This window comes from Burkholderia sp. 4M9327F10 (assembly GCF_005503145.1).
GTDB lineage: Bacteria > Pseudomonadota > Gammaproteobacteria > Burkholderiales > Burkholderiaceae > Paraburkholderia.
Window position 1 is genome coordinate 312,066 of the sequence record NZ_SCNV01000002.1, and the last position, 12,720, is coordinate 324,785.

The window sequence follows — 12,720 nt, forward strand, 5'->3', positions numbered from 1 at the left end:
TGCCGTACAGACGATCATGCGCCTTCTCGCCATCGAGGATGACCCGGACATCCTCCACAACATAGTCAGCTATTTCGAGGCTCGCAAGTACGTCGTGGACTGCGCGCTGGACGGCATGCAGGGCTTCACGCTCGCGAGCAAGGGCGAATTCGATGTCATCGTTCTCGATCTCGCCTTGCCGCGGCTCGACGGCTACGAACTGTGCCGCCGTCTGCGCAGCGAAGCGCGCTGCGCGACGCCGCTCATCATGGTGAGCGCGCGCGATACGCTCGACGAGCGCCTGACGGGTTTTCAGGTGGGCGCCGACGACTACCTCGTCAAACCGTTCGCCCTGGCCGAGCTGGGTGCGCGCGTGAAGGCCCTCGTGCAGCGTGCGCGCGGCCTCTCGGGCGCGCACCACTTGCAGGTTGCGGATCTCGAACTCGATCTCGATACGCGTGAAATCACGCGCGCCGGTCAGCCGCTGCGCCTGCCTCCCGCGCCCATGACACTGCTGACGATACTGATGCAGGCGAGCCCTGCCGTCGTCCCGCGCCGCAAGCTGGAGGAAGCGCTATGGCTCGATTCGCCGCCGGACAGCGACAGTCTGCGCACGCACATTCATCAACTGCGTCAGATCATCGACAAGCCTTATACGCAGCCGCTGCTGTACACGGTCCACGGCGTCGGCTACCAGCTGCGGGATACGCGCGATGACGATGGCTGAAGCGATGCCGCCCACACCAGCGCCGGGCGGCACACGGCGCACCCTCGCGCGTGAGCTTGCTCTCGTCTGTTTCGTTCTGGTCCTGCTGGTTGGCACGCTGCTGTCCCTCGTGTCCGTGTGGACCGTGAACCGGCTGGAAATGCATCTGCAACTGATCGACATGGGCATGGCGCTGGAGCGCGTACGCGGCGAATATCTCGCAGGCAAGGACGTTGGCCGGCAGGATCGCTTCTTTCACGGCGCCCCCGGCAGCGACACGTTTCCCGCGTGGCTGCGGCAGACGCGCCCCGGTTTCACACGCGTCGAGCATGACGGCCGCGACTGGCATGTGATGGTGGATGACCGCGGCGGCGTGCGCTACATGCTGCTGCGCGACTACACCGCGTTCGAACAGAAGTTTGCCCGTTCGCATTGGGTGACGGTCTGCAGCGTCGGCAGCAGCCTTCTGGCGGCATTTCTGCTGGGTGGCGTCGTTACGCGCCGGGTTGTGCGGCCGCTCGTCCGGCTCGCCGAGCACGTCGCCAAACGTCCGGCCATGCCGTCGCGCACCCACCTCGCGCAAGCCTATCCTGCCAACGAAATCGGCCGGGTGGCCGCCGCTTTCGATCAGACCTACAACCAGCTCGAAGCGGCGCTGCAACGCGAAAAACTCTTCACTGCCGATCTCAGTCACGAGTTGCGCACACCGCTCATGGTCATTTCGAGCTCGTGCGAGCTGCTGTCCGACGATCCATCGCTCGCGCCCGCGCACCGCGCGAGGCTCGTACGCGCGCTCGCGGCTTCGGGCGAGATCCATCAACAGCTGGCTGCCTGCCTGATGCTGTCGCGCGGCTCTTCCGATGCCGCCTCGTTTGCGCAAGCCGAGGTCACCGCCATCGCGCGCGAGCAGATCGAGTACTGGGCGCCACGCGCAAAGCAGCTTGGCCTGCGCATCGAAGGCGCAATCGACGACGCGGGTACGCCGCCTCCCCTGCCGCCCTCTTTCCCCGCCGCGCTGCTGCGTATCGTCATGTCGAATCTGCTCCGCAACGCCTTGCAACACGCATCGAGCGGCACACGGGTCGTCGTGCGCGCGAGCGCGACCGTCTTTCACGTTTCCGACGACGGTCCCGGCATCGCCCCCGAGGTCGCGTCACACGTCTTCATGCCGTTCGTGCGCGGCGAAGCAACCGGCGCAGGCAATCTGGGCCTCGGGCTTTCGCTTGTACATCGCATCTGTGAGCATCAGGGCTGGCGCGTCACGTTCGATACGCAACCTGGCGCAGGCACCCAATTTCATGTCGATCTGATGCCGGGCTGAACCGCGTAGAAGCTCGGCGGCCATCAGCAGGACTGCGGTGCCGATCGTCGCATCGCGTCAATCAGCCGCACGTTCCCGCGACGCCGCATAGCCACGCTCAAATTCACCGGCCTCCCCTGGCCTTGCGAACAAAAAGCCTTGTGCGAGAGGTACGCCAATCTGCACGAGGATGGCTTGCTGTTCCGCCTCCTCCACGCCCTCTGCTATCACCAGCGCCCCAACCTGCCCGGCAAGGAAGCGGATCGCTTCCACCAGCGCGCGGTCGCCGCCGCCGACACCCTGAACGAATTGCCGGTCGATCTTGATGTAGTCGAAGTGAAACCGCTGCAGCAAGGCAAGGTTGCTGTTTTCCGTGCCGAAGTCATCCACGGCGAACCTCACGCCTTCACGCCGCAACTGGGCGAGGCTGTCTTTCACATCGTCGATGCCGGCAAGCAGGCCGCGTTCGGTGATTTCGAGCACCACCTGTAGCCTGGTTCCGCTCGCCGCGAGGATATTGCTCAAGTCGCAGGGAAAGCAACGCAGGCCGGCATGAAACGCAGCCAGGTTGACCGTAAGCCGGAATCCGCCTGGCAGATCCATGCCGCCCAGTTCGCTCAACGCCCGCCGCAACACGAATTGCGTGAGATCCGCAATCAGCGGGCTGCGTTCTACCTCGGCAATGAAATGGGCCGGCGTCACGAGGCCCCGCCGGGGATGTTGCCAACGCACCAGTGCCTCGGCGCCCACCCATTGTCCCGTCGCCATATCGACGATAGGCTGGTAGTGGACGACAAACTCTCCGCGCTGCAGGGCGCGCCGGACGTGGCGGATCAGGCGCTGGCCCGGCCGGTAGCAGGCGAGATAAGCCCCTGCGCAAACGGTCCCCAGCAGGAGTCCGGCCACGAGCGCCAGGCCTTCGACTTCGAACTGGTCCTGCAGCCGCCATTCAGGGCCGGCCTCCACCGAGACGGAAAAAAGGCCCTGCGGCGCAACATAATGGGCCCACGCCTGACGAGGCGGCTCAGGCGGAGGCGGCGCCGAACTGCCGTCGCTGGCGAGCACGCTGCCGTCCGTGCCGGAAACGATCACCGATCGCGCGCCGGCAATCTGCGCGCTTTCGAGAATGTCGACCACATAGTCACCCGGCACGACCAGACCCATGCCACTGGTTGCGGACAAGCGCTCGTACACCATCATCGTCTGCCGATGAGAAAAGCGCGGCGAACCGGCATACATCACAATCCGCGCCGTGCCGGCAGGCGTGTGAAGCTGTGCCGGCAATGGAAGATCGAGTTTCCCCGCCAGCGTCGAGCAGTAGATGCGATCGCCCCTGACGAACAGCGCACTTCGGACGTAGCGCGTCGGCTCATTGTTGCCGGCCAGACCGGACTGAATGCTCTCGCAGGACTGCCCCGCAAATTGCGCGAGACGCCCGCCGTCGGACTGGGCCGCGGCAATGACGTTCCCCAGCAGCACGCCGATTCGTTTCGCGAGCGTCGACTCGCGCTGCAGCGTGCGTACGGTCGCGAAGGGATAGCCCATCACGAGACAGGCCGCCAGAACCGCACCGAAGATAAGGGCGGCGGACAGCCGCGCGCGCAATGGCCGGGTCTTTATGTCGTCGGTACGGAACAGTTTGGCGATCACGGGGATCCTCAGCATCGGTCGATGGTCATGCATGCGCGCCCGGGCTCACATCGCGGGGCGCGGGCGCGGTGTCCGCAATGCGGACACACGCTAGAGCGAGACGCTGAGACGGAACCTCGACGTCGAAGCGGTCAGGTCGCTCGCCTGCGATTCCAGCGATCCCGCGGCGGCGGCTACCTGTTCGACGAGGGCCGCATTGCGCTGCGTAACGTCGTCGAGCAGCGTGACGGCCTGGCTGATCTGCTCGATGCCCATTTGCTGCTCGTTCGACGCAATCGAGATCTCGCCCATCAGATCCTTGACCCGCCTCACGGCCTGCACGACGTCGCCGATGGTCCGGCCGGCGGCGTCCACCTGCGCGGCACCCACCCTGACCTGCTCGACCGATGCACCAATCAGGTCCTTGATCTCCTTTGCGGCCGCCGCGCTGCGCTGCGCCAGCGTGCGCACTTCGGCCGCGACCACGGCGAAGCCGCGGCCCTGCTCGCCCGCGCGCGCGGCCTCCACCGCTGCGTTGAGCGCCAGAATATTGGTCTGAAAAGCAATGCCTTCGATAACGGCGGTGATCTGCGCCACCTGGGTAGAGCTCGCGCTGATGGCCTCCATCGTTTTTACGACCTGGCTGACCGCGTCGCCTCCACGCACGGCAATCGCCGACGCGCTGATCGCCAGCTCGTTTCCCTGCTTCGCGCTTTCGGCGTTCTGGCGAACGGTAGTCGCCAGTTCCTGCATGCTCGATGCCGTTTGCTCCAGCGAAGCCGCCTGTCCCGCGGTCCGCGCGCTCAGGTCGGAGTTGCCCGACGCGATCTGACTGGCGCCTGCGGCGATACTCTCGCTGCCCGTGTGAACCTGGCCGATCAGCCCGGCGAGGCTCGCATTCATCCGCTTGAGCGCGTCCAGCAGGTGAGCGGTCTCGTCCCTGCCGACCACTTCGATCCGGGAAGTCAGGTCGCCCGCGGCAACCGTCTCAGCAATGTTGACCGCCGCAATCAGCGGGCGCGTGATCGAACGCGTGATGGCATAGGCGAGGCCAATACCGGCCAGTACGGCGGCCGCGCCTAGAGAGGCCATGAGCGTGCGTGCGAAGTCGATGGTCTGGCGAACCTGATTGCCCAGCGCCATCAGCTGCGTGCGCTGCAGTTCCACCAGCGCCTCAATGGACTGGCGAAGCGCCAGCAGGTCGGACGACGTCTCACCGTCCATCAAAGCGGCCGCATCGTCGCGCCTGCCCTGCGCGAGCAACTGGCGAGCCGCCGTGTACGACTTCACGTAGGCATTGCGCAGCCCGCGAATCTTTGCAACAAGTTCCTTGCTCTCGCGCTTTTGCACCAGTCTTTCGAGCAGGTCGAGCTGTTCGGAAATCCTGGGTTCGTTGTTATCGATCGCGCGATTGATGGCGTCGGCCTTCGTTTTGTCGTTCGTGGTATAGAGCTGCGACGCAAGCAAGGCATTGTCGTGGGTGAGCTCACTGACTCGCTGCGCCGCTTCCACCCTGCGCCATTCCTTTTTGAGCATATTGTCGGTAGCCTGAGCAATGCTGGACAAGCGCACGACCATGATGCAAATCAGAAGCACCAGAAATATCAAAAGCGAACCGAATCCTGCGGCAAGACGCATCCCTATTTTCACCGTTACTCCCTCTCACGATTGCATGAAGCTGATTTTCAAAACTTCGTTTACGTCACGTGATATGGATTCTTTAGGTATGCAGAAAATATTAATAACGATGCGCAAGAAAGAAAAGTTTCGAAAATCTCACGCACTCACGGCCCCTCGCGTGCGCAGTTTTCGTATTGGCGAATCTGACAAGGTGCGAGTGTCGCGCAGGGGACGTTAAGAAAACGTCAAGATTGTTGCAGCGAGTGGCATGGCGTCTGGTCACGGGCACACCGTCCACGAGACCATCCCGCTCGCCGGTTGTGAACCCTTCTTTGGCAGTCGCGCCGAAACAACAGCAACAGGTTCATGAAAGGCACGTCATGTGTGGTGATCCACAGGCTTCCGGGCGCTGCGCCGCAGCGCAGCAAAGCGTCGCGAACGTATGTGTTTTTTGTGACCACCCTGCTCACATTTTGAATAACTATGTTTCATGTAGCGAAGTCGCATGCCCACCTGCCGCTACCTATACTCCGGCCGTTCCACAATCGCCGTAATCGTTGCGGAGAACGGAATCTACAACGGAGAAGACTCTCATGAATTACCGGCAATTCGCCGTCGCAGCTTCGGTGCTGTTCGCCAGCGCCGCCGCGCATGCTCAAAGCAGCGTCACGCTGTTCGGGATCATCGATACCGGCCTCGTCTATAGCAGCAGCGCCCGCGTCAATGCAGCGAAGCCCGCTGCGGGCGGCGGGACGCAGTGGCAGGAGTTCGCCGGAAGCGTCTATACCCCGCGCTTCGGCCTGCGCGGCAGCGAGGATCTGGGCGGCGGACTGAGCGCGGTTTTCTGGCTGGAAAACGGCTTTAATTCCGCCAACGGCACGTTCAAGAACGGCGGCGATCTGTTCGGCCGCCAGGCGTGGGTCGGTTTGAGCTCGACGCAGTACGGCACGCTCACGCTCGGACGCCAGTACGACTTCATGGTCAGCTATCTCGCGCCGCTGAGCGCAACGGGCTCCGGCTTCGGCGGCAACATTGCCGAGCATCCGTACGACAACGACAACCTGAACAACGACATGCGCCTGAACAACTCGGTGAAGTTCAGCAGCGTCGCGTTCAACGGACTGAAGGTCGGCGCCATGTACGCCTTCGGGGGCGAAGCCGGCGACGTCTCGAACAACAGCGCCTACAGCGCGGGCCTGAGCTACTCGTATGGCCCGATCAACCTCGCCGCCTCGTACCTGCAGGTCAATCGCGATCCGAATGCGGAGAACGCGACCGGCGCGGTCAGCACCGGCGACGGCGATGCGCTGACTACCGGCGGCACGCAGCGTATGTTCGGCCTCGGCGCGCAGTACATGTTCGGCAAGTCTTCGGTCGGCCTCGTCTGGACGCACACGTCCACCGACAGCGTATCGAGCCTCTGGTACGGCGGCAGCACGAGCAACGGTGCATTGCCCGGCCCTTCGAACGGCGCTGGCAACTACATCAAGTTCGACAACTTCGAAATCAACGGCCGCTATTTCCTGCGCCCCGATTTCAGCCTGGGTGCGTCCTATACGTACACGATGGCATCGTTCGACTCGTCGTCGACCAGCGCTCACCCGCACTGGAACCAGTTGATGGCGCAGGCCGACTATCAGTTCTCGCAGCGCACGGACGTCTATCTTGAAGGCGTGTATCAGCGCGTTGGCGGCGGCAACGGCATCTCCGCGTTCGATGCCGACGTCTATACGCTGAACCCGGCCACAGGCAACCAGCAGGTGGTTGTGGCAGTTGGCCTCAAGCATCGCTTCTAGGCGCAAGCGCAATCCGGGCGAGGTTCCGGCGCCGCACGGCGCAAGCGGCCTCGCCCGTCGGCGCATTTTGTCCGCGCCTCAGAACGCCTACTTTGTTGCGACGTCAGGCGGCCACGTCCAGCATGCGCGCCAGACCCAGCGCCAGACCCAGATGCAGAGGTTTATTCGGCCAATGAGTCGACGCCGCCAAGACGCGTGGCGACCGTCGGCCGGACCCGCGTCAGGAAGCTGAAGATCATCACGGCGGAGAGCAGCGTGATCGCCGCCAGCACATACACCAGGCTGCTGAAAGCGCGTCCGAAGCTCGCCAGCATCTCCGCGTGGTCGAGTCCCGGCAGCAGCCGTGTCACCTCGCCGACGCCGCCGAGCGAGAGCCAATGCGCCGCTTCGGAGAGCGCCTGCCGCGCCGGTGCCTGGGCTGCGCCGGCCAGGGTGTCGTGCAGGCCGGTCTCGGCGAATGCGGCCAGCAGGGCGGCGACGACCGCGAGCGCGATGCTCTCGCCCGCCACACGGGTGGTGTTGAAAATACCCGTAGCCATGCCGGCGCGCTCCTTCGGCACGACGCTGACCGCGAGTCCATCCATCAAACCCCACGGCAACCCAACACCGGCACCGATCGTGAACATGGCCGGCACGATCGCCGCCGCCGAATGTCCTGGCGGGCATTGCGCCAGCCAGAGCAGACCCGCCGCGGCGATCAGCAGACCGACGCCGCAGATCGCGCCGGCGCTAAACCAGCGCGTGAGCAGACCGGCCACCATGGGCAGCACCAGCAACGGCGCGGAGATCGCGAACATGATCTGGCCGGCTTCCAGCGAGCCATAGCCTTCGATACTGATCAGGCGCAGCGGCAGCAACACGAGCAGCACGACATACGAATAGGCCGGCGCCGCGGCGAGGAACTGCACGCCGATAAAACGGCGATACCGGAACAGCGACAGATCGAGCAGCGGATTACGCACCGTGTTTTCGATCACGGCAAACGCGCCGAACAGAACGATGGAGGCGGCCAGCAAACCCAGCACCGACGCACTGCCCCAGCCGCTATCCGGTGCCCGCAGCACGGCATAGGTCAACAGCGCCAGTGCGGCCGTGAAGCTGAGCGCGCCCGGCCAGTCGAGACCGGCCGCATCGCGGTCACGGGAATCGCGCATGCAGAGTGCGGCCAGCACGAACGCAACCATGCCGATGACCATGGTGCCGACAAACACGCTGCGCCAGCCGCTCTGCTGGATCAGGAAGCCGGCGAAAATCGGCCCGAACGCGAGCCCGACGCCGAACGAGGTGCCGAGGCAACTGAAGGCACGCGTCATGGCCGGCCCCTCGAAGTCCTGCGCCAAGGCAGCCCCGCCGCCCGACAGCGCGGCAGCCGCCGCCAGACCCTGCAATGCGCGCAACAGATCGACCGCAGCGATGCTCGAGGCGTGCCAAAGCCCGAACGACGCGACGGTAAACACCACCACCCCGGTCAGGAACACTTTCTTGCGGCCGATGCGATCCGCCAGCGCGCCGGCCACCAGCAGGAAACCGCCGAAGCAGAGCATGAACGCATTGGTGATCCAGCTCAATGCGATCGGGTTGCCGCCCAGCTCGCGAGCAATATCCGGCAAGGCAACCGCTGAACAGGTAAAGCTAAGCGGCATGCAAAGCGCAGCCAGGCACACCGCGCACAGCCCCAGCAATTTCTGGGTAGCCGAGCGCCGCCCCGCGTGGGTTTCAATCGGGTAACTGTTCATAATTTTATTTGCATAAATTAGATAATCGGCCTAACTAAATTTCAATCGCCATTATCTGAACGATCAGCCACATGACGAGTGGCATCCGGTCTCGATAATATCTTGGGCAACACATTCGAATTGAGGTGTTAAACTCCGCGCAGATCGGACAAATCGGCCAAAGTGGGGGACTCGTGGATAATCTGAACAGCCTGACCATATTCGTCCAGGCCGCTCAACATGAAAGCTTCACGACTGCCGGGCGCATGCTCGGCATTTCCTCGTCCGCGGTCGGCAAGAGCATCACCCGGCTCGAAGAACGCCTCGGCGTTCGCCTGTTTCACCGCAATACCCGCCAGATCAGCCTGACCCACGAAGGGGCGCAATTCTTCGCCCGTTGCCGGGACATTGTGCGCGACCTCGAGGACGCCGAGGCCGAGCTGAGCCGCAGCGCCGGCGAGCCGCGCGGGCGTGTGCGGGTCAGCTTTCCGGCCGTCGGCTACCGGCTGATCGCCCATGCGCTGCCCGCCTTCCGGCGTCTCTATCCGCAAATCGAACTGGACCTCGATTTCAGCGACCGGATGGTCGACCTGGTCGAAGAAAGTTTCGACGCCGTCGTGCGCAGCGGCGACCTGCCCGATTCCAGCCTGATGTCGAAACCGCTCGGCCAGTTCCGTCTCAATCTTTACGCGTCGCCGGATTTTCTGAAACGCCATGGCGAGCCCGAATCGCTCGACGCACTCCCTTCTTTCGACGGCATTTATTTCAAATTTCCATCGAGCGGAAAATTACAACTCTGGACATTAAAATCAGACAACCGGGTCTTTGAGGCAAAATTCTCTCCCGTCGCCGTCATGAATAATATCGAGGCTGTCCTGTCGGCCTGTGTCTGCGGCGCCGGCATTGCCTATCTGCCCGACTTCGTCACCCGCGAGGCCCTCGCAAGTGGCGCGCTGCAGGCAATCCTCACCGATTACAGCGTGACCGGCATGTTCTGGATACTGTGGCCGTCGAGCCGCCATCTGTTGCCGAAAAACCGGGCATTGATCGACTTCATGGCCCAATCGCTGCTTCCCGGGCTGCAGCCGGCACTCGAACTCACCAAGCCCGCGCGAACGACGTAGCCGGTGCATATTCATTCGAGCGTCAATCCATCATCTGCTCCCGCCGCTCCCCTGTAATGAGCCGCGTGCCGCGCCGGTAGGTGAGATACGCCCAGAGCCAATCGAGAATCACAATGGCCCGGTTCCTCCCGCCGGCCAGAAAGGCGATATGGGCTGCGCCCCAAAACCACCACGCAGGCTCCCCCCAGACGCAAAGCTTGCCGATCTCGGCAACAGCCGCCTGACGCCCGATCGTGGCAAGGCTGCCAAAATGCCGGTAGCGAAACGGCGGCGGCGGGCGTTGCCCCTTCACACTCGCGGCAATCACGCGGGCCACATACCGGCCCTGCTGTTTCGCAGCCGGCGCGAGGCCCGGGACGGCTGCGCCGCGCCATCCCAAACAGCATGCGGTATCGCCGATCGCATAGACCCGTTGCAGATCCGGCACGGACAGATCGGCAGCGACGGCAAGCCGTCCTGACGGATCAGCGCTCTGCTTCAACCATTGAGCAGCAGGCGACGCCGCAACTCCCGCCGCCCATAGAACGGTACGGGCGGCGATACGCTGCCCGCCAATGTCGACACCCTCGCTGTCCACCCCCAGCACCCTGGTATCGAGCCGGACTTCTACGCCGAGCGCTTTCAGCGAGCGTTCTGCGGCGCTGGAAAGTGTCGTGGTGAAAGTGGGCAGGATCCGCGGCCCCGACTGCAACAGGATTACGCGAGCAACGGCCGGATCGATGGCGCGGTATTCTTCGGCCAGACCATGCCGGGCCAGTTCGGCGATGGCGCCGGCCAGTTCAATACCGGTAGGGCCGCCACCGACGATCACGAACGTCAGCCACGCGGCACGTTCGCTCTCGCTCACCGCGCTTTCGGCTTCCTCGAACGCACGCAACAGGCGGCTGCGCACGGCGGTCGCATCTTCGATACTCTTGAGCCCCGGTGCAAAAGGCGCCCAGCTATCCTTGCCAAAATAGCTGTGGCGAGCGCCCGTGGCCAGCACCAGATAGTCGAATTTCAGGCGTAGCGCGCCGGCCTGTACCTCGCGCGCCACCATGTCGACTCCCGTCACCTGCCCTAGCCTGACCTGAACATTGCGCTGACGCCGGAACAGGCTGCGGATCGGCGTGGCGATTTCGGCGGGCGACAGCGCGGCCGTGGCCACCTGGTAGAGTAGCGGCTGAAACAGATGATGGTTGCGCTGATCGATCAATGTGACCCGACAGCGCGCGTCGCGCAGCCCTTGTGCGGCCGCGACACCGGCAAAGCCGCCGCCGACCACGACCACATGCGGCAGGTCTTGCGGGACACGATCGTCTTCTTGCGACGCGCCGCCGCTCCACCGGGCGAACAGCCAATCGAGGGAGAATGGGCCACCGCCCGCGACCACGAGTACAAGAAGCAGAAGCAGGACCGCCAGCCGGTCGTCGGCTGACATGGCGATACCGGCCACTGGAACCATCACCGCGATGAACAGCGCGGCAAACCGCGTCGCACAGCCCAACAGCAGCGCCAGCGCGAGCGCCGACGCGGACCATGCTGGATGAACAAGAGATGTCACGGCAGTTCCCAACATCCCTTTCTGCAACCACGATCCGGCCGGTAATGCGAAGTTCACGAGTGAAGCAGCAAGCCCCGCCCGTATAGCAAACCGCAGAAGCGGGTCCAGATTCCGTTCGAGCCAGACGTAAAGCTCATGCGTGAGCCGTATCGGGCGAAACGGAATCCACGACAAACCCCGCGCGAGGAGGTTGTCCAGTGAAACAGCGCCTGCTCCGCTTACGACCAGCCAGGCAAGCAGCGCGAGTTTGGCCTCCTGTGCGCCCACCGCCAGCGCAGCATGGCTGTCCGCGATTGTCTCTACGAGCAGCACAAGCGCGACTGGGCGAGTCAGCAGCCCCAAGGTAAGCAACAACGGCACCACGCTGTGCAGCACCGCATCGATCCCGGACGGTACATGCAGGCCGCCGGAAAACAGAGCGCCATCAGGACTTCCTGCCATCGCCATGATCTGGTGCACGAAGACAACCTGGCCAAACCAGATTCGCGCAAGCAACCGCAACCAGGGCATGCAGAGCCCGCATAGAGCGAGGCAGAAGCCGTAAGCGTGTCTAGTGGCGTTTCGCAACATAAGCATAGATAGTCCAGACCTCGGCGAACGGCCGCGCACTCCACCGCGGGTCAAGACCTGACCGTCGGACGGATGCCGCCCCTGAATCTACACCTTGCAGATTCAGCAGATAGTTCGTCCCGGACCGGCAGACGGTTACGGCGATTGAAGATTTTTCTTCGGCGCCCGGATGGCCGCCCCCAAGAGGTATCGAGTGCGGGGAATCGTCCTGTTCGCCTGGCAGCAAGCGGTTCTGGTGCTAGTTCCAGCCTTGGATTAACTAATCAGCAATGCTTATAAATTGCCCAATTTTCGACCGAAGTAAACACTTCACAGGTTGAAAAGAAAAAAACAATTTCCCTGTAACCGAACATCTACAGCCCACGAAATAGATTGCGTACCCATCGCGGGTACCTTCCATCCCACTACTGGAGAGATTCAATGTCCGCAAAAGTCACCGTCAGTTCCGCGTTGCTCGCCGGTGTAGTCGCCAGCCTGCTCGCATCGGCCGCCAACGCAGCCCCGCTCACTCAGGCGGAAGCAAGCGCGGCTATCGCAGCGCACAAAGAGAAGTGCTACGGCGTCGCCCTGAAGGGGCAAAACGACTGCGCCGCCGGCCCCGGCACCACGTGCCAGGGTACGTCCGCAATGGATTTCCAGGGCAACTCGTGGAAGTTCGTTCAGGGTGGCACCTGCACGAGTATCCAGGTGCCGGGCGGCGGCCACGGCTCGCTCACGCCCCTGAAGTCCTGATCCGGC

At 63.4% G+C, this 12,720-nt stretch carries 9 protein-coding genes; 5 read left to right on the forward strand and 4 right to left on the reverse strand.

Annotated elements, in window-relative coordinates; translation table 11 throughout:
* Positions 1-16 precede the first annotated feature (16 nt).
* Both FFS45_RS03825 and FFS45_RS03830 read left to right on the forward strand, forming a co-directional pair.
* Positions 17-706, forward strand: coding sequence for a response regulator transcription factor (locus FFS45_RS03825; RefSeq protein WP_137953366.1), 690 nt, complete (start codon positions 17-19; stop codon positions 704-706).
* Positions 693-2,006, forward strand: coding sequence for a HAMP domain-containing sensor histidine kinase (locus tag FFS45_RS03830; protein ID WP_249362586.1), 1,314 nt, complete (start codon positions 693-695; stop codon positions 2,004-2,006). The genes FFS45_RS03825 and FFS45_RS03830 overlap by 14 nt, the downstream gene beginning before the upstream one ends.
* Before the next feature lie 57 nt (positions 2,007-2,063).
* Here the strand turns inward: FFS45_RS03830 and FFS45_RS03835 are convergent, their stop codons facing one another.
* Together FFS45_RS03835 and FFS45_RS03840 are read right to left on the reverse strand one after the other, a co-directional pair.
* Entirely contained in the window at positions 2,064-3,650 is a 1,587-nt protein-coding gene (locus FFS45_RS03835) for an EAL domain-containing protein (protein WP_171029559.1), read from the reverse strand.
* 75 nt (positions 3,651-3,725) lie between these two features.
* On the reverse strand, positions 3,726-5,252 hold the full coding sequence (locus tag FFS45_RS03840) for a methyl-accepting chemotaxis protein (protein ID WP_137953368.1): 1,527 nt from the start codon (positions 5,250-5,252) through the stop codon (positions 3,726-3,728).
* Between the two features lie 575 nt (positions 5,253-5,827).
* Between FFS45_RS03840 and FFS45_RS03845 the strand changes: the two genes are divergently transcribed.
* Positions 5,828-7,030, forward strand: coding sequence for a porin (locus FFS45_RS03845; RefSeq protein WP_137953369.1), 1,203 nt, complete (start codon positions 5,828-5,830; stop codon positions 7,028-7,030).
* A 161-nt stretch (positions 7,031-7,191) separates the two neighbouring features.
* Here FFS45_RS03845 and FFS45_RS03850 read toward each other — a convergent pair whose 3' ends face one another.
* A complete protein-coding gene (locus tag FFS45_RS03850) occupies positions 7,192-8,766 on the reverse strand; it encodes an MFS transporter (RefSeq protein WP_137953370.1) in 1,575 nt (524 codons plus the stop codon).
* A gap of 173 nt (positions 8,767-8,939) precedes the next feature.
* Here FFS45_RS03850 and FFS45_RS03855 point away from each other — a divergent pair, with 173 nt between their 5' ends.
* Complete coding sequence (locus tag FFS45_RS03855) at positions 8,940-9,869, forward strand: LysR substrate-binding domain-containing protein (RefSeq protein ID WP_137953371.1); 930 nt, start codon at positions 8,940-8,942, stop codon at positions 9,867-9,869.
* Between the two features lie 22 nt (positions 9,870-9,891).
* Here FFS45_RS03855 and FFS45_RS03860 read toward each other — a convergent pair whose 3' ends face one another.
* Positions 9,892-11,922 carry an NAD(P)/FAD-dependent oxidoreductase gene (locus tag FFS45_RS03860; RefSeq protein ID WP_249362588.1) on the reverse strand — a complete coding sequence of 677 codons (2,031 nt, stop codon included), beginning with the start codon at positions 11,920-11,922 and terminating at the stop codon, positions 9,892-9,894.
* Between the two features lie 480 nt (positions 11,923-12,402).
* Between FFS45_RS03860 and FFS45_RS03865 the strand changes: the two genes are divergently transcribed.
* Positions 12,403-12,714, forward strand: a complete 312-nt coding sequence (locus tag FFS45_RS03865; RefSeq protein ID WP_137953373.1) for a DUF2282 domain-containing protein — start codon at positions 12,403-12,405, stop codon at positions 12,712-12,714.
* Positions 12,715-12,720: the final 6 nt, after the last annotated feature.

Bases quoted from the DNA above. Each gene is read 5' to 3' on its own strand.
- FFS45_RS03825 (WP_137953366.1), top strand. From the start codon at position 17: ATGCGCCTTCTCGCCATCGAGGATGACCCGGACATCCTCCACAACATA.
- FFS45_RS03830 (WP_249362586.1), top strand. From the start codon at position 693: ATGACGATGGCTGAAGCGATGCCGCCCACACCAGCGCCGGGCGGCACA.
- FFS45_RS03835 (WP_171029559.1), bottom strand. From the start codon at position 3,650: ATGCTGAGGATCCCCGTGATCGCCAAACTGTTCCGTACCGACGACATA.
- FFS45_RS03840 (WP_137953368.1), bottom strand. From the start codon at position 5,252: ATGCGTCTTGCCGCAGGATTCGGTTCGCTTTTGATATTTCTGGTGCTT.
- FFS45_RS03845 (WP_137953369.1), top strand. From the start codon at position 5,828: ATGAATTACCGGCAATTCGCCGTCGCAGCTTCGGTGCTGTTCGCCAGC.
- FFS45_RS03850 (WP_137953370.1), bottom strand. From the start codon at position 8,766: ATGAACAGTTACCCGATTGAAACCCACGCGGGGCGGCGCTCGGCTACC.
- FFS45_RS03860 (WP_249362588.1), bottom strand. From the start codon at position 11,922: ATGCCCTGGTTGCGGTTGCTTGCGCGAATCTGGTTTGGCCAGGTTGTC.
- FFS45_RS03865 (WP_137953373.1), top strand. From the start codon at position 12,403: ATGTCCGCAAAAGTCACCGTCAGTTCCGCGTTGCTCGCCGGTGTAGTC.